The sequence below is a fragment of the Streptomyces sp. NBC_00207 genome, assembly GCF_045160965.1.
GTDB lineage: Bacteria > Actinomycetota > Actinomycetes > Streptomycetales > Streptomycetaceae > Streptomyces.
Genome location: NZ_CP130715.1, coordinates 429,008 through 450,755 on the forward strand (window position 1 = coordinate 429,008; position 21,748 = coordinate 450,755).

At 69.6% G+C, this 21,748-nt stretch carries 21 protein-coding genes and 4 pseudogenes; 11 read left to right on the forward strand and 14 right to left on the reverse strand.

Annotation, left to right across the window (positions count from 1 at the left end; all coding sequences use genetic code 11):
- Positions 1 to 113 precede the first annotated feature (113 nt).
- The 3 genes from OG472_RS02260 to OG472_RS02270 form a co-directional block, all read right to left on the reverse strand.
- Complete coding sequence (locus tag OG472_RS02260; protein WP_405827329.1) at positions 114 to 287, reverse strand: CsbD family protein; 174 nt, start codon at positions 285 to 287, stop codon at positions 114 to 116.
- A 151-nt stretch (positions 288 to 438) separates the two neighbouring features.
- The gene (locus tag OG472_RS02265) at positions 439 to 732 is read right to left on the reverse strand and encodes a DUF6479 family protein (protein ID WP_405827331.1); all 294 of its coding nucleotides are present in this window, start codon (positions 730 to 732) and stop codon (positions 439 to 441) included.
- A 215-nt stretch (positions 733 to 947) separates the two neighbouring features.
- The gene (locus OG472_RS02270) at positions 948 to 1,361 is read right to left on the reverse strand and encodes a CBS domain-containing protein (protein ID WP_405827333.1); all 414 of its coding nucleotides are present in this window, start codon (positions 1,359 to 1,361) and stop codon (positions 948 to 950) included.
- A gap of 202 nt (positions 1,362 to 1,563) precedes the next feature.
- Between OG472_RS02270 and OG472_RS02275 the strand changes: the two genes are divergently transcribed.
- Positions 1,564 to 2,118: a cysteine hydrolase family protein gene (locus OG472_RS02275; protein ID WP_405827334.1), complete on the forward strand. Its 555-nt coding sequence runs from the start codon at positions 1,564 to 1,566 to the stop codon at positions 2,116 to 2,118.
- Positions 2,119 to 2,442: 324 nt separating this feature from the next.
- Here OG472_RS02275 and OG472_RS02280 read toward each other — a convergent pair whose 3' ends face one another.
- Genes OG472_RS02280 through OG472_RS02290 form a run of 3 tightly spaced genes read right to left on the reverse strand, consistent with a single transcriptional unit; the run spans position 2,443 to position 4,571 of the window.
- Complete coding sequence (locus OG472_RS02280) at positions 2,443 to 2,835, reverse strand: hypothetical protein (RefSeq protein ID WP_405827336.1); 393 nt, start codon at positions 2,833 to 2,835, stop codon at positions 2,443 to 2,445.
- Positions 2,828 to 3,691, reverse strand: coding sequence for a heavy metal-binding domain-containing protein (locus OG472_RS02285; protein WP_405940772.1), 864 nt, complete (start codon positions 3,689 to 3,691; stop codon positions 2,828 to 2,830). Before OG472_RS02285 ends, OG472_RS02280 begins: the two co-directional genes overlap by 8 nt.
- Before the next feature lies 1 nt (position 3,692).
- Complete coding sequence (locus tag OG472_RS02290; protein ID WP_405940773.1) at positions 3,693 to 4,571, reverse strand: heavy metal-binding domain-containing protein; 879 nt, start codon at positions 4,569 to 4,571, stop codon at positions 3,693 to 3,695.
- A gap of 174 nt (positions 4,572 to 4,745) precedes the next feature.
- On the opposite strand from OG472_RS02290, the pseudogene OG472_RS02295 reads away from it, so the two are divergent.
- A pseudogene (locus OG472_RS02295) lies at positions 4,746 to 5,518 on the forward strand (transcriptional regulator); the annotation flags it as partial.
- Between the two features lie 7 nt (positions 5,519 to 5,525).
- Here the strand turns inward: OG472_RS02295 and OG472_RS02300 are convergent.
- A complete protein-coding gene (locus tag OG472_RS02300) occupies positions 5,526 to 5,813 on the reverse strand; it encodes a hypothetical protein (RefSeq protein WP_405940774.1) in 288 nt (95 codons plus the stop codon).
- Positions 5,814 to 6,320: 507 nt separating this feature from the next.
- Here OG472_RS02300 and OG472_RS02305 point away from each other — a divergent pair.
- A complete protein-coding gene (locus tag OG472_RS02305; protein ID WP_405940775.1) occupies positions 6,321 to 7,373 on the forward strand; it encodes a ferritin-like protein in 1,053 nt (350 codons plus the stop codon).
- A gap of 62 nt (positions 7,374 to 7,435) precedes the next feature.
- Positions 7,436 to 8,125, forward strand: a pseudogene (locus tag OG472_RS02310) (transposase); the annotation flags it as partial.
- A 65-nt stretch (positions 8,126 to 8,190) separates the two neighbouring features.
- Here the strand turns inward: OG472_RS02310 and OG472_RS02315 are convergent.
- The 4 genes from OG472_RS02315 to OG472_RS02330 all read right to left on the reverse strand — a co-directional run bounded on the left by OG472_RS02315 (position 8,191) and on the right by OG472_RS02330 (position 11,948).
- A complete protein-coding gene (locus tag OG472_RS02315; protein WP_405827344.1) occupies positions 8,191 to 9,114 on the reverse strand; it encodes an RNA polymerase sigma-70 factor in 924 nt (307 codons plus the stop codon).
- Positions 9,115 to 9,258: 144 nt separating this feature from the next.
- On the reverse strand, positions 9,259 to 9,732 hold the full coding sequence (locus OG472_RS02320; RefSeq protein ID WP_405827346.1) for a carboxymuconolactone decarboxylase family protein: 474 nt from the start codon (positions 9,730 to 9,732) through the stop codon (positions 9,259 to 9,261).
- Positions 9,733 to 10,725: 993 nt separating this feature from the next.
- A complete protein-coding gene (locus OG472_RS02325) occupies positions 10,726 to 11,547 on the reverse strand; it encodes a DciA family protein (protein ID WP_405940776.1) in 822 nt (273 codons plus the stop codon).
- Complete coding sequence (locus OG472_RS02330) at positions 11,544 to 11,948, reverse strand: hypothetical protein (RefSeq protein WP_405827370.1); 405 nt, start codon at positions 11,946 to 11,948, stop codon at positions 11,544 to 11,546. Before OG472_RS02330 ends, OG472_RS02325 begins: the two co-directional genes overlap by 4 nt.
- A gap of 103 nt (positions 11,949 to 12,051) precedes the next feature.
- On the opposite strand from OG472_RS02330, the pseudogene OG472_RS02335 reads away from it, so the two are divergent.
- From OG472_RS02335 to OG472_RS02345, 3 genes and pseudogenes are all read left to right on the forward strand, one after another.
- Positions 12,052 to 12,216, forward strand: a pseudogene (locus OG472_RS02335) (hypothetical protein); the annotation flags it as partial.
- Positions 12,217 to 12,465: 249 nt separating this feature from the next.
- Positions 12,466 to 13,755: a YhgE/Pip domain-containing protein gene (locus OG472_RS02340; protein WP_405943130.1), complete on the forward strand. Its 1,290-nt coding sequence runs from the start codon at positions 12,466 to 12,468 to the stop codon at positions 13,753 to 13,755.
- A gap of 497 nt (positions 13,756 to 14,252) precedes the next feature.
- Positions 14,253 to 14,696 (forward strand): nuclear transport factor 2 family protein, encoded by a 444-nt coding sequence (locus OG472_RS02345; protein WP_405827372.1) that lies wholly within the window; start codon positions 14,253 to 14,255, stop codon positions 14,694 to 14,696.
- Between the two features lie 404 nt (positions 14,697 to 15,100).
- Here the strand turns inward: OG472_RS02345 and OG472_RS02350 are convergent, their stop codons facing one another.
- Positions 15,101 to 15,355 carry a hypothetical protein gene (locus OG472_RS02350; RefSeq protein ID WP_405940777.1) on the reverse strand — a complete coding sequence of 85 codons (255 nt, stop codon included), beginning with the start codon at positions 15,353 to 15,355 and terminating at the stop codon, positions 15,101 to 15,103.
- 505 nt (positions 15,356 to 15,860) lie between these two features.
- On the opposite strand from OG472_RS02350, the pseudogene OG472_RS02355 reads away from it, so the two are divergent.
- The 3 genes and pseudogenes from OG472_RS02355 to OG472_RS02365 all read left to right on the forward strand — a co-directional run.
- Positions 15,861 to 16,295 (forward strand): annotated as a pseudogene (locus OG472_RS02355) (transposase); the annotation flags it as partial.
- 125 nt (positions 16,296 to 16,420) lie between these two features.
- Positions 16,421 to 16,648: a hypothetical protein gene (locus OG472_RS02360; RefSeq protein ID WP_405835043.1), complete on the forward strand. Its 228-nt coding sequence runs from the start codon at positions 16,421 to 16,423 to the stop codon at positions 16,646 to 16,648.
- Positions 16,649 to 16,663: 15 nt separating this feature from the next.
- Positions 16,664 to 17,038 carry a fic family toxin-antitoxin system, toxin component gene (locus OG472_RS02365; protein ID WP_405834736.1) on the forward strand — a complete coding sequence of 125 codons (375 nt, stop codon included), beginning with the start codon at positions 16,664 to 16,666 and terminating at the stop codon, positions 17,036 to 17,038.
- A gap of 1,169 nt (positions 17,039 to 18,207) precedes the next feature.
- Here OG472_RS02365 and OG472_RS02370 read toward each other — a convergent pair.
- Both OG472_RS02370 and OG472_RS02375 read right to left on the reverse strand, forming a co-directional pair.
- Positions 18,208 to 19,077, reverse strand: coding sequence for a glycosyltransferase family 2 protein (locus tag OG472_RS02370; protein WP_405827374.1), 870 nt, complete (start codon positions 19,075 to 19,077; stop codon positions 18,208 to 18,210).
- Between the two features lie 17 nt (positions 19,078 to 19,094).
- Positions 19,095 to 20,453, reverse strand: coding sequence for a tetratricopeptide repeat protein (locus OG472_RS02375; RefSeq protein ID WP_405940778.1), 1,359 nt, complete (start codon positions 20,451 to 20,453; stop codon positions 19,095 to 19,097).
- 239 nt (positions 20,454 to 20,692) lie between these two features.
- Here OG472_RS02375 and OG472_RS02380 point away from each other — a divergent pair, with 239 nt between their 5' ends.
- Positions 20,693 to 21,745: an NAD-dependent epimerase/dehydratase family protein gene (locus OG472_RS02380; RefSeq protein WP_405827377.1), complete on the forward strand. Its 1,053-nt coding sequence runs from the start codon at positions 20,693 to 20,695 to the stop codon at positions 21,743 to 21,745.
- Positions 21,746 to 21,748: the final 3 nt, after the last annotated feature.

Below are 21,748 nucleotides of genomic sequence, written 5' to 3' on the forward strand. Positions count from 1 at the left end.
GGCGCCGCCGTCCTCCCGGGCCATGAACTCGGCACCCAGGAGACGCGGCTGGGCCCCGACCAAGGGGGAAGAGGTCGGGGCCCAGCCGCTCTGTCAGGTACACGCGGCCGCGGTCAGTGGCGGAAGGCGTCCTTGACGTCTTCCTTGGCGTGACGGGCGTTGCCCTTTGCCTGCTCGGCTTCGCCCTCCGCGGTCATTCGCTCGTTGCCGACGGCCCGCCCGACGGCCTCCTTGACCTTGCCCTTAGCCTGCTCGGCGTGGGCCTTACTCTTCTCCGTGCCCGACATCGGGGACCTCCTCGTTGCTGTACCGGATTGGTCGTGACCGCTCTCCTGCTCCCGATCACCGGCTGCAAACCCACCGGGGCTGCCCCAGTCCCTCGGCCAGGACACCGGCTCCCCACTCCTGCTACCGGCCGTTCCCATTCCTGGAAGCCGTTCAGCGGTCGTCTCCGGAGGCGGGCCGGTTGCCGAAGTTCCCGTACCCCTTGAGCTGGTGAGGATTCAAGCGTTCCCCCGAGTCGGCGTCCGGCATGGGGTCCGTCTCTCTGCCGGAGGTCCCGGCCCCTTCTTCACGTGTGGGCCCCGGGTGGGCGGGGCGGGAAGGCCGTTCCGTATGGAGGGGTCCGCTGTCGCGGGCCTGGATACGCCGCCCACGGGCGAACGCGATCAGCAGGAACACCACTACGGCTACTCCGACCAGCAAAAATATCCAGATCATCGCGCTGTTCATGCCTAGCGTCTACCCAGCAGCGCGTCGTCATGCCAGTCGGCCGCCTGACGCGGGCAGCGGACGACGACGGGCTGAACGGCGGAAGGGTGGCTAGCTGTCGGCCGAAATGGAGCAGGTCTGTCGTGCACTGGTCTTGGCAGTCCTTCTGCTGACCGTGGTCTTCCGAACAAGTGACCTGCCGGTCTTCCGGAGGCGCGACAGCCGCGTGGCAGGTGTCAGCTGGAGATGGCTTCCAGGAGGTCACCGACCTGGGGGTCGGGGAGGGCTCGGGCAACGTCGGCCTGGGCGACGATGCCTACGAGGTCGTGGCCGTCGATCACGGGCAGTCGCCGCACATGGTGCTCGGTCATGGTGTGGAGGATCTCGGAGGCGTCGTCGTCGGCGCCGATCGTGACGGCCTCGCCTTGGGCGAGTTCGCCCGCCTTGCAGGTGGCGGGGTCCTTCCCGGCGGCGAGGACCTTGATGACGATGTCCCGGTCGGTGAGCATGCCCTTCAGCTTGTGGTCGGTGCCGCAGATGGGCAGTGCGCCGACGTCGAGGCGTGCCAGTTTCTGCGCCGCCTCCAGGACGGTTGACTCGGCGTCGATGCATTCGGGTTCCGGAGTCATGATGTCGCGCGCGGTGGTCATCAGAGCCACCTCTCATCTCAGAAGCGAATCCTTCACCCAGCGCCTGCCCCACCTTTTGCCACCCACGCGTTCTTTGGCTGGGCGGGCGCCGGTGGGGGGCGACCCCAGCCCGACGGCTCTCGGCGCAAAGCTGGGCGTCGACCGCCTGGTTGGGCCCGTCCCCGTCCGGGCAGCCGCCCGGTGGAGGGAGAAGGCGATCGTCATGGGCTGTACAGCTCTCATCGTGATCGACATGATCAACACCTATGAGCACGAGGACGCGGACGTGCTCGTCGATTCCGTACGCACTGCACTGCACGGCGTGAACGCGGTCCTGCGCCGGGCCCGGGCCGACGACTCGCCCGTGATCTACGTGAACGACAACTTCGGCCGCTGGCGGTCCCACCACGGGGAGATCCTGCAGGAGGCGCTCGCCGGCAAGCACTCCGAGCTGGTGGAGCCGATCGCGCCCGACAAGAGCTCGCTCTTCGTGGTCAAGGCCCGCCACTCGGCCTTCTTCGAGACCCCGCTGGCCTACCTGCTGGGACAGCTCGGCGCCGAGCGGGTCGTCCTGTGCGGCCAGGTGACCGAGCAGTGCGTCCTCTACTCAGCCCTGGACGCCTACATCCGCCATCTCGACGTCGTGGTAGCGGCGGACGCGGTTGCCCACATCGACCCCGACCTCGCCGAGGCAGCCCTGCGCATGATGGAACGCAACATGGCGGCGGACATCCGGCTGAGCCACCAGATCACCTTCGACGGCCCTCCCGCACGCTGACCCACCCCGCCCACGCGCCGATCCGAAACGTGACGCTCAGATGGACGGCCACACGACCTCGCCGACGAGAGTGCCCCGGGTCAGACGATCGGGGATGCGGCGTAGTCGTGGCGTTAGTGGCCGTCACCGTGCCAGTCCAAAAACAGCACCTCGTCGTGTCGGCAGCGCCAGTTCGCGGCCGCGGCCCGGCCCACTCCGGCGATCCGCACGTAAGGCCACGGCTAAGGTGTCCGCGAGGCCGACGACCGCACCGGGCGGAACGGTATGGGCGCTCCGTAAGGCCCCTAAAGTCCGGTGTGGAGGGCGGGCCCGGGTCGGCAGCGGTCAGGCCAGGAAGCGCTCGACGGCCTCGCGGGCGCGAGCGTTCGAGGCTGCAGCTTCGGCCAGGGACCGGGCGAGGGCATCGATCCACTCGTCCAGGCCCACGGGGCGCCGCGAGAGCACAATGCCCCGTACCTCGTGGCGGATCTCCCCGGCCACCCGGCCACGGTCCATCCGCAGCGAGAGCCGGTGCTCCCCCAGCGCGACGTCCAGTTCGGCGACCGAACCCTCGCGCCCGGCCACCCGTTCCGCGACGGAACGCCTGCGCTTGACCCGTACGGCGCCGGGCGGCAGCGAGTCCGCCAGGTTCGCAGACAGCACGTTGACGTAGAGGTTCAGGTCCGCGCTGTCCCGGCGCAGTGCCGCGGCCAGCAGTTCCACTTCCAGCTCAGGCATCGAGGCCCAGCACCATGGTCGGCCGATGGATGACGTGGTCGTCGCGCAGCGGGCGCACCGCAGTCCCGAGGGCGAAGAACTCCGTGGTGTGCGATCCCCAGCTGTGCGAGTGCTGCCGCAGCTGGACCGCCACGATCCCCTCGGCGTCCAGGGCCTTCCCTTCCGCTTGCATGCGGCTCATCGCCAGCTCGCGCGCGTCGTAGAGTGCCTGGGTGAACGTCTCGATCTCGACGTTGCGGCCCGTGGTGCTCAGCGCTTGGGCGAAGCTCTGGTGCGCCACGTGGTACACGCACGACCCCATGACCATATCCAACGGCGCGTATCCGGCCCGGATCAGCGTCCAGAAGTCCTGGCCGGACAGGTCCGAGGTGAACGGCTTGCCCTTGTTGTTGAGCCAGGTGCCGCCCGTTCCCGGGTCCGCACCGTCCGCCTTCACCGCCGTGCCGACTGCGATGAACTCGGCGAGGTCCGAGCCGAACTCTTTGAACTCGATGTCCAGCCGCACCCCCACGACCCCGTCCGCCCCCAGAGCACTCGCCTCGGCCTCCATCCGGCTCATCGCCAGATCGCGCGCGTGGTACATGGCCTGGGACAGCTTGGTCAGCTCCTGGTTCTTCGACCACCTGCCGAGCTGCACGCCGACGTGGTAGACCGAGGAGCCGAGGACCAGGCCGAGCGGGCGGAAGCCGGCCTCGCGCACGAGCAGGAACTCGTTCACCGTCAGGTCCGAGGTGAAGAACGAGCCCTTCTCCCCCGGCTGGAGCTGCGCGAGCCGCCGCATCGCTTCCTCGGGTATTCCCTCGGCGGCCGGCTGCGGGGCTCCCCCGGCCCGTTCCCGCCCCGTTGTCTCGGTCATGTCAGCCCTCGCGCTCCAGTCTCATGATGGTCAGTGGCCTAGGCCCGGCAGGCCGCGCGGAGCGGCCGAACTGGGTGATGGAGGTGCCGACGAAGACCGCCTCCGCGCTGAAGTCGCACGCGTACCCGAAGCTGGGGCACTCGCTCTCGCGCACCCTCAACTCCACGTCGTCCACCACCACTCCGTCGGCACCGTGCTTCGCGGCATCGAGGGCCAGCTGTTTGCGGGCGTCCTGGCGGACGTGGTTTATCAGCTGGGTGTAGCCGTCGACCTCCTGGTTCCCGGCGGTCCAGTGGATCCGGCGGGAGGTGCGCCAGTCGTCGTGCCGGGCGTCGAGGGCGATACCGAAAGCGAGTCCGGTGGGAACCCACCCGGCGTACAGGAGCTTGGCGAAGTCCTGGCCGCTCAGGTGTGAGGTGAAGGGCACGCGCGGCCGGACGCGCGAGCGGGCCCGCACCGCGGTGCCCACCGCGGTGAACTCCAGCCCCTCCCCCGAGAACTCGACCTCGCGGACCCGCAGCTCCACCCCGACGATCCCGTCTCCGCCGAGCGCACGGCACTCGGCCACCGCGCGGGCCAGTGCCACCCTGCGCGCCTCGTACATCGTCCTCACCAACTGGGAGAAGGACGAAGCCCACGCCGAGGACGGCACCTTCTTGCCGCCCGTGACCGACCACGCACCCGGGCAGCCCCAGAGACCGGTGTACCCGATGGTGAAGACGGCCGTACCAAACACCTGCCCGACCGGCTCGAACCCAACGCCCTTGACCGCCGCGAACTCCTTGACCGACAGCGCCGAGTCCCAGGTACCGTCGGCCCGGGGCTTTGGCGACCCACCGGCAGCGCCCCCCGGCAGACTGGCGTCTCGTTGGTGTGTCATCGGCTCCTGTGCCATCGGCCTCTCGGCTGACCGCGCGGATCGCGTCGCCCTTTTCGGCAGCGTATGTCATCGGCCGGATGAGCGAAACGGAGATCCCGGGCTCCAACGAATCTTGCTGGCACGGCCCTTGGGCGTGGCTTCGTCACCGTGGGGCGTCGCCATGCGGAGACGGTGCCCGCCGCCGAAACCGGCTGGCCGGGCGGCGGAGCGCGCCAGGACGGCGACGGAAGCGCGTAGGGCGTCGACGGCATCGTGCTGGACTGCCCGGCTGGCTCTGTTCCGCAGTTGGTGGAGTGGACCCTGAAGCAGTCTGGGCTCGGTGCGCCACGCCCGAACCGGAACGGCAAGGACTCCCACCCGCTGGTCGTCCTCACCACGGCGGCAGCCGTGAAGCTGGGGCTGCCGGAGCGACTGGAGGGCCACGACCAGCGCCACTCCCTGCGGCTGCCCGACGATCATCCGGTCGTCAAGCAGCTCGCCAAGGCGAAGTGGAAGCTGGCGCAGCGCGGCTTCGGGCAGCGGCAGTGCGTGCAGCTCGCGATCCTGCCGTGGGGCGCGCTCGATGCGCGGTCCTGGCTCGGTGTCGCAAGCATGGGGCCGGCCGAAGTTGCCCGCGTGCTGGGTACTTACGCGGCCCGGTGATCATACCGTGCGGCTCCACCGCCGCCTCCGGGCTGGAGTTCATCACTGTGCTGCGCCCGCCGACCCGCGCCGTGAAGAACGAGACCACCGGTGAGTGGGCGTCCGCCTACAACCCGGGCTCGCTCGGCACCGAGCCGATGGACCCCGCCGCGCAGGGCTGGACCGGCGGCTTCCTCGACGAGGAGGCCTACCAGTGGGTGCGCGAGGTCGAGCTGCTCACGGACGAGGAGTGCCTGCTCCCGTACCCGGTCGGCTTGGACCTCAACACCGCCTTCCTCGCCGCGGCCGCGCGCCTGGTCGTCGGGGCAGCGTTCACCATTCCAGGGTGGCCAACGCCTTGCCTATCTGGCCGGAGACCCTGACGGTACCGTGGTCCTTGAATTCGGCCGCGTGCCATTCGGCGAAAGCCCTGGCTATCCTTTCCGCCTTCGCCTTATCGACTTCGGTTCCCTCGGAATCACGGTTGAGACCGGTAAGTATGCGGGCCGCCACAGGCTGGCTGTCCGGTGCGTCCACCACGTGCATGAAAAGGTCCGTCAGATCTACGTTCGCCTTGTCTTGCTCGAGGTACTTACGGAACGCTTCCGTAGCCGGGTTCATCTCGGACGTCCACGTTGGTGAAGGCTCGCCCTGGGAGCTGTCTTGGCTGCTACAGGACAGCGTCGCGCCAGCTAAAGGACGACGGCCACCGCGCTGAGACAGATCCCGCGACGGCGGCCGGAACGGAGTTTCGGAGCGGCACCGCGAGAGGAGGCGCAGTCACTCTGGTCGTTGAAATTCATACGCTTCCGCTCTTTCGACTGTTCCCCTGTACTGAAGAGACGTGGCATCCCGCCCGCAGGTTCCCCGGCGGGTTGTTGGGGCGTAGAGCCCCGACAACCCGCCGGGGACGGGTCAGCCCTTGTTCCGCCGTTCCCAGTCGATGTACAACACGCCCGCCGTGTCGTTCAGAGAGCACGTGGCCTCCCAAACGCCCTGGTCGCGGGCTTCGAGGTGGCCTGCCCCGATGGGGTGAACCGTCCCGGGGCTCGCCCGCACCTCGCTCTCCCAGCCTGCCGAACGGGATAGCGTTTCATCCTGTCTATATACATATGAGGCAGGTGTGGCATGACCCAGGTCCTTGGGTATGAGAGCAACGCCATCGTCGAGCTGCTGGGTGTTCTCCCGGCGGACCGCGATGCGGAGTGGCTGAAGAACTCCCTTCAGCAGGCGATCATGGTGGAGATCGCGACCATCGGTCCGTACGCGAGCGCCCTGTGGTCGATCAAGGAATCGAATGCGGCGGTTGCCAAGAACATCCGGGAGATCATCTTCGATGAGATGACCCATATGGGACTGGTGTGCAACATGCTCACCACCATCGGGGGGACGCCGGTCCTTGCCGATCCCAAGGTGGTGCCGAAGTACGAGCGCGCGCTGCCGGGGGGCGTGCGGCCTGAACTTATCGTCTTCCTGGAGGGGCTGACCAAGGACTCGGTCGAGATGTTCTCCGAGATCGAGCGCCCGGATCGCCCGGTCGCCCAGTTCGGGACCTTCGCCACCATTGGGGCCTTCTATACCGCGATCGAAGAGGCATTCGAGGCGCACCAGCACCTGATCACCGGCGACCGGCAGATCGACTTCTCCCTTCAGAGCCACGGCCAGGGCAACAAGATCGTTCCGCTCAACAGCATCGAGAAGGTGCGAGCCGCGATCGAGATCATCAAGGAGCAGGGCGAGGGCACCTCCGCCTCACCCGAGAACCCCTTCCCCGGCAAGCCCGGCGAGCTGGCACACTTCTACGTGTTCCGGGAGATGTTCCGCGGCAAGAAGCTGATCAAGATGTCGGAGAATCCGGCCGTCTGGGACTTCAAGGGCGACGATGTCCCGCTGCCCCCGGCCTTCCCCATGGGGCGGGTGCCCGAGGGCGGTTGGGCCAACGGCGGGCTGAACGCGCCCACGCCCGAGGTTCAGCAGGTGCTCGCAGCGTTCAACACACATTTCAGCGAAATGCTGCGGGCCCTGCAGGCAGCCTGGCTGACGGGTGACTCGGACATCCTGTTCCCGGCGATCGGCCACATGGGCGGGATGCGCACCGAGGCGCGGAAGCTCGTTCAGCTGGAGCTGCCCGACGGCAGCGGGAAGACCTACGGGCCGGAGTTCCTGTACGTCGAGGAGTGAGCCTGCTGCCTGCCGGCAGCGACCGGACCCTCTCCGACAGCCCGTTCTGAGCCAGTTCGGCCTTAACTCAACTGCGCCGCGAGGGCGCGGGCGCGCCGGGCCGTGGCCGGCCTTGGAAGCTCCCGCTTCAGGACCGGGTGCTGTTGGTGGCCGCGTACTGGCGCACCAACCTGACGCTGAGGCAACTGGCGCCCCTGTTCGGGGTGTCGAAGTCGGCGGCGAACCGGGTCATCGACCACCTCGGACCAAAGCTCGCGCTCCCGCCGCGGCGCCGCTTCCGCGAGGACGCCGTGCTGATCGTGGTCGGCACCCTGGTGCCGACCCGCGATCACACCGTGGCTGAGCAGTCGAAGAACTATCGGTACTCGACCAACCATCAGGTAGTCGTCGACACCGACACCCGGCTGGTGGTCGTGCTCGGCCGGCCACTGCCGGGCAACCGCAATGACTGCCGGGCCTGGGCCGAGTCCGGCGCGAAGGTCGCCGTCGGGAAGACCGTAACGATCGCCGACGGCGGCTACCGTGGAACGGGACTGGTCATCCCTCACCGCCGTCGCAGCGCGGATGAAGAACTCCCCGGCTGGAAGCAGGCGCACGACAAGAGCCACAGGCAGGTCCGGGCCCGCGTTGAGCACGTCTTTGCCCGCATGAAGACCTGGAAGATCTTGCGCGACTGCCGCCTCCGCGGCGACGGTGTGCACCACGCGATGCGCGGCATAGCCCACCTGCACAACCTCAACCTCGCCGGATAGGCGTCGGCCACCTGGAGGCCGCTGACATGAGCTGCTGGTGAACCCGACCCACGCCACTCCCGAGGTCATTTCGGCTGCGGGCGGGCCTGCTTCACCTCGCGGTCGATAGCCCAGGCGTCAGCGACCGGCCCGAGGTGGCCGAGTTTGTCGGGGTTGATCACCGAGCGGATGGTCTGGATCTGCCCATCGAGCACCTCGAGGGCCAAGGTGTGGAGCACCTTGCCGTCCCGGTCGCGGAAGATCGCTCCGGGCTGGCCGTTGACCTCGTGCGGCTCGAAGGTCACGTCGATCCGGGCCATCCGGGGGAAGACGGAGGCGAGCAGCCGGGCCACGTTCTCGGCGCCGATGACGGCCCTGGCAAGCTGCGGGGCCTTGCCGCCGCCGTCCCCGACCATCGACACGTCGGCGGCGAGTAGATCCCGCAGGCCGACGACATCGCCTTCGCGGAGGGCGTCGAAGAATCGCGCCGCCAGTTCCTGCCGCTCCTGACGGTCCGCTTCGAACCGTGGCCGTCCGGCCTGCATGTGCCGCCGCGCCCGTACCAGCAGCTGCCGGCACGCCGCCTCCGACCGCTCCACCGCCGCGGCGACCTCGTCGAAGCCGAAGCCGAAGACCTCCCGCAGCACGAACACCGACCGCTCCAGCGGACTGAGCCGCTCCAGGAGCAGCAGCGCCGCCATCGACACAGAGTCGGCCAGTTCCGCTGAGCGTGCCGGATCCTGATAGGGATCGGTGAGCAGCGGCTCGGGGAACCACGGCCCGACGTACTCCTCCCGCCTCACCCGTGCGGAGCGCAGCACGTCGATCGAGATCCGCGTCACCGTGGCGGACAAGAAGGCCTTGGTCGACGTGGGCCGGGTCGCCGAGCCGTCGAAGCGCAGCCAGGTCTCCTGTACCGCGTCCTCGGCCTCTCCCACGCTGCCCAGAATCCGGTAGGCGATCGAGAACAGCAGCGGCCGCAGCTCCTCGAACTCCTCGACCTTGCTCACGCCGACTCCCCCTTGCAGTCCGCCCGCCCGGCCGTACTCGTCGGCGCGGGCATCTTCTGGTGATCATCCGGTTCACCGGCGGCGCAGAGCAAGGCCCCCACGGGCCGGGAGCCCAGAGCCCGGGCCCGGGCCGGTTGCCGACGTTCAGTGGAACTGCCCGACCTCGTAGTCGCCGGCCGGCTGCTGCGTGATGATGTTCAGCCGGTTCACCGTGTTCATGAAGGACACCAGGATCACCAGGGCGGTGAGCTGCTCCTCGTCGTAGTGCTCAGCGGCACGCGCCCAGACCTCGTCGCTGACCCCGCCGGCCGCGTCCGCGACCCGGGTCCCCTGCTCCGCCAGCTCCAGCGCGACGCGTTCGGCCTCGGTGAAGACCGTGGCCTCCCGCCACGCCGCCACCAGGTTCAGCCGCACCGGGGCCTCCCCGGCCGCGGCGGCCTCCTTTGCGTGCATGTCGATGCAGACGGCGCAGCCGTTGATCTGGCTCACGCGCAGCGCCACCAACTCCTGCGTCGCGGCCGACAGCGGGGATTCCTTGAGCGCCCTGCCCGCCGACATGAGGTACTTGAGGGCCTTGCCGGGGTTCGGGCTGGCGAAGTAGTTCAGTCGCGCGTCCATCGTGTGCTCCTCTGTGGTCGTCAGTGGCTACACCCCCTGAGACGAGGTAGCCCCACGCCCTGTGACACGGACGCGTGTGACCCACGTCTCCCTGCTGCCGGGTGTTCGGAGATGCACAGGCGGGGTTGCTGTCTCGTCACAGGGGTGCGGGCAATCCTCGATCAAGGAGTTGATGATGAACCTCACGCTGTGGATCACTGCTGGCCGCTGTCTGACTGGTCGGCAGCGCCAGACCACTCAGCTCAGGGCGAGCCGGTTGCCGAAGGCGCCCGGGCCCAGCCCGGTGTATGGACTCCGGAACGGCTCCGGCGCCGTACTCATGCCAGCCACGATCCATGTTCACCGCACCTCAAGATCACTTGCGGGACAGCCCTTAGTCGTGTCTCTCCGCGCGAGCGGAGGTGGTCCGTCGTGCCGATGGTCCGCGCAGGCGGAGGTGGTCCGTGCCACGTGATCTCGGCGGCGCGCAGTGCTTCTCCGCGCGAGCGGAGGTGCTCCGAGAACAACAGCTGCGCGTCCTGACCTCCGACGTCCGGCAGGCCGCGGCGGAGCCACCAGCACTGGCGGAACCCGCGCAGCGTGAGGCTGCCGCGCCGGCACCCGGCACCCGGCACCCGGCACCCGGCAAGGCAGGCTGACGAACCGGTGTACTGGCCGCGCCGGACGCGCCATGAAGCGGCTGCCCCGGGCCGTCTGCCACTAGCTAAAAGAAGGCTCTGCACCCATCCCTGGGCCCGGCCAGGGCTTCACCGACGGGCCGAACCACAGGCGCGTCACGTGCGGCCAGCAGCCCGCTCCACCCGCCCACGATGCGAGCCACGCGGCGATCGACAGGCTTCACCGGCTGCGCTTCCGCAGTCGGGGCACGCCACGGCCAGCACGGCCGGGGAGCCCGGGGACAACGCACTCACACGTCGCCTCTGAGCCTGGGCCGCGCGCGCATCGAGAATGGGCTGCACACGCTCGTCATGAGGGGACGGGCCAGCCGAAGGATCAAGCCGTCGTCCCGACCGGTGCTGGCTGCGGCAGCATGACCGCTGCTCCGGAACGCTGGGCTCGTTCAGCACAGGCCCGGTGGAGAGCGGCGGCCTCGGTCGCCGCGGCCTGGCGGCGGCGCTGCGCACGGGCGGCCTCGATCAGGGCCGACGCATCGTCCGCCACCGCCTCCGGCTCGGGGAACGCCCTGCGGCTCAGCTCCCGCATCTCGGCGCTCTGCCGCTTCACCGCCTCCGCGATGCCCGAGTCCGCCTGGCGCGGCGGCGCGGCCGCACGGTGCGCCTCGATGGCACGTCGGTAGCCCTCCGGTGGGGTCCGTCGCTGCACCAGAGCGGCGGTCGGCGTAACCGGTCCCGCGGCAGCGTCGGCCCAGCCGGGAGCGGGTGCAGCCCCCGGCGGCAGGACCCGCAGGGCGCGCACCACCGTACCGCCGGCCGCGGCGTTGGCGGCCGCGATGACCCGGGACTGTTCCAGGCGCGCCTTCGTCGCCCAGGCCGACGATTCCGGGCACACGGTGAGCCGGCCGGACTCCGGATCGAAGCCCACGGCGGTGACATGCCCGGCGAGGTCGGGGGCGATGGCCGCCCACCACTCGCACAGGGAAGCGCCAGTGGCCGGGAGCGTCCAGGCCCGCTCGGTGACCAGCGCGCCAAGTGCGGCACCGAGGCCCATCGGCTCGCGCCCTTCCCGCCGCACCGTACGGACGACCCGCGGCTTCGACTTCGCCTTCTGGCCACTGTCATTCCTCCGCGCCGCCTCCATCGCGGCCCGCAGCGCGACCCGCGCCAGGTCCACTCTGGACACCTCGCTGCCGCTCATGCCTGCCCCCACGGCGTGTACCCGAGCTCCAAGTGCCCCAGGCCGGACAGGCGCTGCACGGTCGCGACGAACGCCTGGGTGAACAGGCGCTGCGCCGACGTCTCGCCGTACCGGACGATGTGGTCGAGGACGACCTGGTGGTAAACGGCCGCGCGGTCCCGCCGGGCCAGGACCTGCTCCCGGGTGAGGTCCTCGAGGACCAGCTCCTGGTCCTCCTCAACGCCGGAACGGTCCGGGACCGGGGCCCGGGTCGCGGTAGCCGGGCGCGGCGCGGGCATCACGACCGGCGCCACCAGCGCGGCCGGGTCATCGAAGTCCGGCTGCGCGACCGCGGCCTCGGCACGGGCCTGGGCGGCAGCCGCCTGCTGCTCACGGATCTGCGCCCACTGGTAATCACGCATCCACGCCTCGGCGGTTACAGTCTCGTGAAGCTGCCGGTCGGTGGCCGCACGGCGCTTCCGCCTCGGAAGCGCTGGGCATCGAGGCGTCGACGGCGGCAGCGTGGTGGGGATCCGGGTCGCGGCCGCAGGGCGGGCGCCCGGCTCGATGGCCAACCACGCCCTGTTCGTGGCCACCGCGAACCCGCTCGGCCACGACCAGCTCTTCGAACGGTTTCTCTCCGTCCGGCGGCGGTCGCCGTCCGACATCGACGTGGAGTCCGTGCGCCGGGGGGGCTCACCGCTTCGTTCCAGCACTCGAACACGCGGCGGCGGACTTCCGCTGGACCTGGTAGCACCCCGGCGCGTGGGGCATCGCGGGATTGGAGGTGGGCTGTTCCGGTGGTCCGTCGGGCGGGTTCGGGGGCGCTGCGCGAGGTGCGTGGCTGCCTTCACCGGCACGGGAGATTCTGGGATCCCGTGCGGCGCGGCCGCCTCCACCGTCGTTCGAGCCCGGCCCGCCGGGAAGCTACGGAGACCGATGCCCCCGACCGTCGCCCCCGAAGCCACCGCCGCGGCCCTCGTGCGCCGCCCCCAGCTGTGGCTGGTGCCCACGATCCTCACGGGGCTGCTGGCCCTGCTGCTGTCCCTCCTCTACATGGGCGGCATCGTCAATCCCAACGCGGAGCTGCGGGACCTCCCCATCGCCCTGGTCAACGAGGACACGGGCAAGCCGCCGCCGGGGCAGCAGCAGAATCTGGGCGCGCAGATCACCGCCTCCATCGCCGCCGACCCGGCGGGCGGCAAGGCGGACTGGCGTGAGCTGAGCCTCGCGCAGGCGCGGGATCAGTTGGACTCCGGCAAGGTCTACGGCGCGCTGGTGGTCCCCGCCGGGTTCACCGACGCCGTCACGGCGCTGCCCACGGCCGCGGCCACCCGCCTGCCGACGCTGACCGTGCTCACCAACCCCGGCAAGGGCAGCCTCGGATCCTCGCTGGCCGGACAGATCACGACGCAGGCCGCCCACCGCGCGTCCCGCGCGGTCGGCGAACAGCTCACGGCGGCCGCCGGCACCTCCGCCACTCCCACCACGAAGCTGCTGCTCGCCGATCCGGTGGACGTGGTCACACAGGTCGGACACCCGATCGGCACCCACAGCGGACTGGGCCTGACGGCCTTCTACTACACCCTGCTGCTGGTGCTGGCCGGATTCATGGGCGGCAACGTCATCAGCAACAGCGTGGACACCGCCCTCGGCTACGCCGACAACGAAATCGGCCCCTGGCACACGCGCCGCCCGACGGTGCCGAGCGACCGGACACAGACGCTGCTCCTGAAGATGCTGATGACAGCCGGCATCACGCTCGTCAGCACCACGCTGGTGATGGTGGCGTGCGTCGGCATCCTGGGGATGGACGCCTCCCACCTGCCGCTGCTGTGGGTGTACTCGTACTGCGCGGCGCTCGCCGTGGGTCTGGGTGTACAGGCCATCAACGCCGCGTTCGGCGGCATCGGTCAGCTCGTGTCGATGTTCGTGTTCATCGTGCTGGGGCTGCCCTCATCGGGCGCGACGGTCCCGCTGCAGGCCGTCCCGGCTTTCTACCGCTTCCTCTCGCACTTCGAACCGATGCGTCAGCTCAGCGACGGCGTACGGGCCATCCTCTACTTCGACGCGCGCGGCGACGCCGGCCTCACCCACTCCTGGATCATGATCGCTCTCGGTACGGTGCTGGCGCTCCTCTTCGGCTTCGCGATGACCGCCTACTACGACCGCAAGGGCCTCAAAAGGCTCACCCCGCAGCCGCCCCGGCCTCAGCCAGTCCAGGACTGACGGGCTTGCCCAGCCTGCTGAACCTGGCTTGCCTACCGTGTACGCAGGCTTGCCCAGCGATGCACCCAAGGCTTGCCCATGTGGCCGCGAGGCTTTCCCGGGCCGCAAAGTGCCAGTTCAGGAGGCTCGCCCGCAGCTGCGCAGGTCGGCCCCCGAGCGGCAGCCAGCAAATCCTGAAGAGCCCCAACTCGATCCACTACACCCTGCTGACCGGTGCCTGCCTCCTGGTCGCCGGCGACCTCGTCCGCGGGCTGCACATCGACCACGGCCCCAGCACGGCCAACACCTGGGCACAGTGCCTCCTCGTGCTGATCACTCGCCCAGTGGATTCACTTCTACACCCAGGTCAAGGACCAGCTGCCCAGGGCGTGTATCGAAAGTGGATCTTGGTTATGCGCTTGCCTTACTTCAGAGGTAATCGTCTCAGCGTGCCTGCGCTGGCAGGCTTGGTGATCTCCCCGCGTCGGAGGACGCGGACCGGGACGGAGAGGTCAGCCATGTCCATAGCCGAACCTACGAACACGGCAACTGTGGTTGAGGAGTTGCTGCGCAGAATTGGCGAGGGCGACCCCGAGCGCATCGCCGAGCTGTATGCCGAGCAGGGCGATTGGAAGCTCGACTGGCCGGAGGCCGAGCACGGCCGTACTGCCACGCCGTGGATCCGTCACAGGTCCACCCGGGCCGACGCAGCCACCCACTATCGCGAGCTTGCGGAGTACCACGTGCCGGAGTATGTGGCGACTGAGGTCGAGCGCATCCTTATCGACGGAAGCGACGCGGTCGTGCTCGGCGAGATCCGTCAGACCGCCCGGCCCACCGGACGTGCGTATCACGCGCGGTTCGCTCTGCACCTCACCATCGAAGACGGCCTTGTCACCCGGCACCATGTCTACGAGGACAGCCTGGCCGTCGCCCAGGCGTTCGAGGCGGAGAATCGGTGAAGGGCACCAGGTCATTCGCGAAGATGCTGCCCACAGCCACTCGTTGATGGCCGCGACGAGGACGGTCGCCTCGTAGCGGACCGCGAGCTTGTCGTACCTCGTGGCGGCGTCGCAACGGATCATCCCCGCGGACGCGGGGGTGAACTGGGGCGGTCCAGCCAGAACTGGGTCTTCGCGTTGTGCTCTCCGCCGACGCGGGGATGGACCGCCCCCCGTTACCGCCATGAACACGGCAGGCGGGGTGAGGAGCGACAGGACTGTGAGACGACGTCCAGGCCGAGGTCGACGCGATTCTCGCCGGGACAGGCGCCGCTGCTCCCGACCCTGTGGGGACCTTCCCGCTCGCGGCCCGATCTACTGCACGACAGGCTCGGCCCCGGGTGCCGAGTCCACCGTGCGGTGGGTCAGTGCGCGTGTCGCCTGCTTTCGATGGGCGTGGGCTGACGTTCCACACCGGCGACGGTCGCCTCGCTGCCGCCGCGAGGAGTGTTGTCGTCGTCCGCAGCACACGGGCACGGGAGAGCGGCCGGGCGGAGGAAGTAGGCGCGGAAGCCGTCCCACGCGAGAGTGAGGGCGACGATCGCAACAACCGCGACGATCGGCACTGTTCCCTGCACGAGGCCACCCACGATTGGCCCCAGACCTGCGAGGCTGATCACGATCGCACCTGTCCGCCCCATTTTAGGAACTCGTACTATGTAATTTTCATGCATGTCCAGCCCTGTCCTAGTAGTCCGGAATTACCTCCATCGCCTGGCCTGATCGACGCTACCGGCAGCTCCCGACGGCTGAAGGGAGCGTTCACCCGACCGGGTGGCATATTGCATTCAGGCCTTCTGTGGCCGGGGAGTGGCGGTGTAGCGTCCCAGCCCCTTATCTCGCAAGGATGCTTCCTCAATACGTGTGGAAATTCTCTGTTCCGCTTGACGTATCCCTGGCCGACCACGTTGGAACCGGGAGACACGGCGATTCACCCGGGCACGGTCCTTCCTCTCGCCGAGCACCCGCGACCTGCCCGCCTGCGCCGGGGCCGTCTCCACCAGCACCAAGGTGAAGATCCTGCACCTGGGACGACGACGCACAGACCGAGGTCGACGCGATCCTCGCCGAGACCGAAGCCCCGCACTGGACCCCGTCGGGGCGTTTCCCCTCGACGCGCGCCCACAGCCGGCCTCGATCGGTGCCCTGCCGCTGGCCGTGGCCCGGGACATGGGCTGCCCGGTCGCCTACCTCGCGGGTCTGACAATGCGGCGGGTAGCCGACCTCTACCCCGGCAAGGCCAAGACGGACGCGAAGGACGCCTTCATCACATCGACGGCGAGGAGGAGACCATCGCCGAGCTCGAGATGATCGTCGGGTTCGACGACGACCTGCCCGGCGAAGCGACCAGCGTCGCCAACCGGCTCCACGGCCTGCTGACCCAGATCCACCCCTCGCCAAAGCGAGTGCTCGGGCCGCGGTTGCAGCACCCGGCTGTCCTCACTCTGCTGGAGCGGGTTCGGGTCACCGACTCGGATCCGCAAGGCCGGCCGCCGACGCCTGGTCACCCTGTTACGGCCGAAGGCGCCGAGGATGGCCGAGCGCCTGGCCGAGGACCTGCAGCGCAGTTCCGGGCTCCCAGCCGATCGGTGCCCCGCGGTCCGGGTGATTGCGGGGCAATCACCCGGGTCCTGGCCGGGACCGTTCCCCTGCCGTACGGCGCGCCTGACCGCTACGGTGGTGGCATGGCTCGGGAAATCCGTATTGAGATCAGCGACGAGAAGTACGCGCAGCTGGAGCGTGCCGCGGCGGAGAAGCGGCTGCCGGCCGAGGCATACGTCGGCGAGGTGCTGGATGCTGACCTGACGCGAGGCCGTTTCGTGGAGGGCGCGCGGTCCTTCATCGGCCAGCACGCTGAGGGCTTCGCCCAGCGCTTCGGCGGCCCGGCCGACCACAGCGCCACTGCGGCCTGAGCCCGCGGCATGGGCATGTTCCTGCAGATCGATCTGGCCTGGCTGCTCGACATCGCGCACCAGGAGATCCCCGGCGACCCTGAGGTCGTGGACTGGGGAGCCCTCGAAGCCGCCCGGGCACGGCACGGCTTCCGTGTGATGGACACACAGCCGGTCTACGGACAGCCCCACCACCGGGCTGCTGCGCTGCTGCAGCAGCTCGTACGCGTCCCGGCGCTGGAGCACTCGAACGAGCTGTTCGCGGCGGCGGTGGCTGCTGCGTATCTGAATGCTTCCGGGCTGCCGGTCAACGTGACGACCAAGGAGGCCGTCGACCTCGTGGAGCGGGTGGCTGGCGGCCAGGTCGATGTCCGGGAGATCGCGTCTTCTCTTAAGAACTGGACGCGCTAGTGCTATGACCGGAAAGGTTCACCGGGTCACAGCACCAGCTGGCGTGAGCAGGCGCGCGTCCTCCCCGCCGACGCGGGAATGAACCGTTCTTGCGGCCGAGCCGCTCGCGCGGAGAGCACGCCAGGTTGATCAAGGTCCGGAGGATCTCGGACGGACCACCTCCGCTCGCGCGGAGAGCACTCATCGATGGTGTCCTGGCCAAGGTTTTCCTGCTTGAGATCAAGAAGCATCTTGAGCTTTGTGTGCCAGACGATGTGACCCACGATGTGCCCTCCCCTGCCAGGCGGTCCCTGCCTTCACGGTAGGCGGCGGCACTGACATTTCAACAGAGAGCGTTCGCACGAGGCGACATGCTCAGGCACATCGCGGCGTGGCCAGTGCCGACAGCGGCGATCCGGCGAGGCATCGCCCGCCCCGGCCGGCTCGGCTCGGCGCTCGACCATGGGCGAGATCAGGCTGTCGTCCTGACGTCGACCGGTGTTCCGGTGCACCGGCCGATTACGCCGGGCTCGACAGCAGCAGCGCCGGGAATCAGCCCGCGTCGGGACGCTCGCCGAGCAGCTCAACAGTCGGTGCGGGGCGGGACAGCCCGGTGGTACTGCCCCCAGAGCGCTCTGGGCACCGGGCCTGACCCGTACACCCATGCCGGCACGAGCTGCCCCGACCCTATCCGCAGCAGCCCCACCAGAAGCGGGTTCTCCCAAACAGGGGATAAAGAGCCTCGCCGAAGTCAGTGTCGTTTGCCCAGCCAGCGGAACAGCGCCTCGCACCACGGAGGGGAACGGGCGTGGCGGGCTGAAACGGCGACGCCCGACCTCGGAAGCCCTCACGTTGACGACGGCCGGGTCCGGGGTCAGCAGGCCGTCGGGAACGACGACGTCGGTCCTCTCGATACCGCGGCGTCGGAGCCAACCTCTGCTGCGGTCTGCTCCAGCAGGTTGTGCAGACGGTGCGACGCGTTGAACCCCCCGACCGTAGGGTCCGCAGGGCACGCATGACCGCACGCCGGCCGCAGCGGTGGCGGCCGCGATGCCCTGGCCCTACCGCGCCCCCGGGGCCCATGCCCTCTACCCCGATGGCGGCGGGTCCGGCACCCTGCTGCCGGGGGCGAGCTGGAGGGGGCAGGCCGTGGCGATCCGTACGGTGCACGAGCAGTGGGGCGCGCGGCGTCAGATGACCGGGGGTCGGCCCAGCCTGGTCATCCGCCCCACGGTCCGCCACCGCATGGGCCGCCTTGGCGGGCACGGCACCCGTACGCCTTCGAAGAAGCCGGCCCACCAGGCTGCCAGACCGGACAGCGGGGGTCGCTGCGCGATCGTGTAGGCGGCCCAGGTTGCGAGGTAGACCGGGACCAAGACGGCGGGCAGGTGCCGCTTGGCCAGCCAGACCCGGTTCCGGCCGGTGTTGCGGTAGTAGACCGCGTGCCGGGACGCCTCGGTGCGGGGGTGCTGGAGCACCATGTCCGCCCGGTAGTCGATCTCCCAGCCGGCGTCTAGCGCCCGCCAGGCGAAGTCGGTCTCCTCGTGGGCGTAGAAGAACTGGGTGGGGAAGTCGCCCACCTGGTCGATCACGGTCATGCGGATGGCGTGGCCGCCGCCGAGGAACGTGGTCACCAGCCCGGACACCATCGGGTTCTTGCCGCCCAGACGGGGGACGTGCCTGCGCTGACTCTTCCCGGTCTCGTCCGCGATCCGGAAGCCCGCGATCCCCAGGCGGGGCCTGCTGGCGAACGCTTCCCGGACCAGGCGGAAGGTGTCGGTGCGGGGCAACAGGCCGTCGTCGTCCAGGACCACGACGACGTCGACGCCGCCGCGCTCGCGGAGCCAGGCCACGCCGGCGTTCCGGCCGCCGGGGATCCCCAGGTTCTGCGGCAGCTCCACGCCGTCCACGGCGTCCGGGAGGGGCGGGAGCTTCACGCCCTGGCCGAGGACCACGACGGTTGCCGGATCGCCTTCCTGCGCGGTCACCGAGGCCAGCAGGGCTCCCAGTTCGGCGGGCCGGTCGCCCATGGTCAGGACCACAACCCCGATCTTCGGCATTCTGGTGTTCGTTCCTTTCACGCCTGGTTGTTGAGCAGTTCGGTGGCGCGCTGGTTCTGGCTCGCCGCGCCGACCACACCGCGCTTGCGGTACCGGGCCGCCGCCGCCTGGATCTCCCTGACCGCCTGCCGGTTGCGGTCGGAGACCACACCGCCCATGAAGTCCAGGGACCGGGCCCACAGGCCCACGGCTTCCTCGTGCCGGTACTGACCGGCCACCGATCGCCCCAGGTTGGCCATGGTCAGCCCGTGCTTGAGCTGGTAGGTGCCCGGGGTTCGGCCTGCCAGGGATCGCCGGTAGTGCCGTTCGGCCGCGATGTGGTCCTTCATTGCGGTCAGGGTCTTGCCCATGTGCGAGGCGACCGTGGCCGCCACCGGCCCCGAGGCGGCAGCGTAGGCGGTGACCGGGTCGCGGGTGTCCGTCACGGCGTCCTCGGCGGCCAGAAGGGCCCGTGCGGCCCTGGCGCTCTGTCCGCCGGCCCCGTACGCCCTGGCGCACGTCACCAATAGCAGGGCCTCGGTCTGTCGGTCGACCTTCCCCACAGCCCTGCCCAGGGCCGCTTCGGCGAGCTCGGGACATGAGCCGGGGTGGCCCAGGTCAAGGGCTTGATGGGTCAGGGCCCGCATCATCCACGCGGCGTGGCCGTTCGGGTCGGCCTCGCAGGCGAGTTGGTAGCCCAGCAGGTAGTAGCGCTGGGCGGCGCCCTCCCGCCCGAGGTCGTGGTGTTTCCAGCCGACCAGGCAGGCCAGCTGGGCCGCCGCCCCGAACGCCTCGGACCGGACCGTGGCGGAGGGGAACCGGGCGGTGAGCATCGGTGCGACGGTGTCAGTCAGATAGGCGGTGACGGTGGTTAGGCCGTGGCCGCCGCCCAGTCGTTCGTCCGCGCTGCGGAACATCTCGGTGAGCTGCCGTACCGTCGTGACTTCGGTCGGGCCGACGCTTGCGCCGGTCTCGGCCGCCCGGAGCGTCGCGGCGACCGCTTCGTGGTTGTAGGTCAGCGGCAGACTGACGGCAGCAGAGGTGAATGCGGCGCCGAGGAAGTCGCGGCGACGTTGCATGGCGGATCTCCCGAGATCGGCGATGACGGCCAGTGGATCGGTTTCCATGGCCCCGCCGACTTCGCAGCCTAGACCGATCTCGGCGACCGTCACCCGCCGCTTGGTCCGTCTCGTCAAGGCTTCGGCGATGTAGAACGGCGTCTGGCCGGAAGGTGTACCCCCGGCGACCCAGTAGGCGACGGCCGACGGCCCGGTACTCAGTCGATGGCCGGCCTCGGCTGCTACAGAGCGGATCTCCCTGGCCAGCGCGTAGTACGTGGCCCCGGACTCGGCGATCACGTCCGCTAACGCGCTGTTCGGTGTCCGGTCCCCTGCCAACGTCGACCCCCTCCGGAAACGATCTTGAACGGGTTGAACGGGTTGCTGCTTCGCCCACGGTACTCACATTCCGTGTGGGCGAGTTGACTGTTCATCACGCCGCCCGGGGCTACACCGCCGGTCCGTCCGATGGAGCCCACCCCTGCCCCGGGCGGCACCTGCCGGGGAGGCGGTCCCAAGCCGCCCGGTCGTACCCTCCCCACCACCTTGTCCTCCCGCTCGAATCCGAGGAGACCACCGTGAGCCTGACTGACGCCGACCTGTCCGCTGCCCTCACTGGTTCGACCGTGTTGGTCACCGGGGGCGGGGGCCTGGTCGGCTCCCGCATCACCGCCCGGCTTCGCGCGGCCGGGGCCCGCGTGCTCGCCGTGGGCAAGCTCGACGCCTATCCCGCCACCGTCTATGCCGACCTGTTCGGCGTCCACACCACTGACCCCGACACCATCGTGGGCGACATCGCCGACCCCATGCTCATGGACCACGTCGTGAGGGAAGCGGACTACGTGATCCATGCCGCCGCCGTCGCCGACGTGGCCGCCTGCACCCGCAACCCGATGGCCGCGCTCGCCACCAACGTCACCGGCACCCAGGTCCTCCTGGACGCGGTTCGCCGCTGCAACGCCCGCGTACGCCGGTTCGTGTTCGTCTCCTCGGCAGCCGTCTACGGCAACGGCGACCCCGGGCGCCACGACGTGCAGACCTGGCACGAAGACCTGCCCGTGACCCCGCTGTCGGTGTACGCGAACACGAAGGCGTGGGGCGAGGCCCAGACCGCGCTCGTGCTGGGCGAGGCCAACGTCTCTCACACCTCGGTCCGCTACTTCTCCGTCTACGGCGAACCCCAGACCGTCAAGGAGGGATCGCACTCCTGGGTGGTCGCCTGGATGGCGATGCGAGCCAAACTCGGCTTACCCCTGCACCTGAACGGCGGCGGCCGACAGGTCCGCGACTTCGTCCACGTCGAAGACATCGCCGACGCCACCATCCAGGCCATGCTCGCCCGCGGCGCAAACCGGCAAACCCTCAACATCGGCACCGGCGAGGCCGCCTCCATCGCCGACGTCGCCCACCTCATCCGCAACCACTACCCCGACGCCGAGTTCCAGGACCGGCCGCTTCCCGCAGGCGACCCGCTCGGCGGGACCGCTGACACCGCCCGCACGACCGCCGCCCTGGACTGGGAACCCCGCATCACGGTGCCCGAAGGCGTGGCCCGCTACGTCGCCTGGCTCGACAACACCCCCGCCGCCCTGCCCGACTTCCTGCGCCGAGAGGCCGCCGCAGCGGCCTGACCA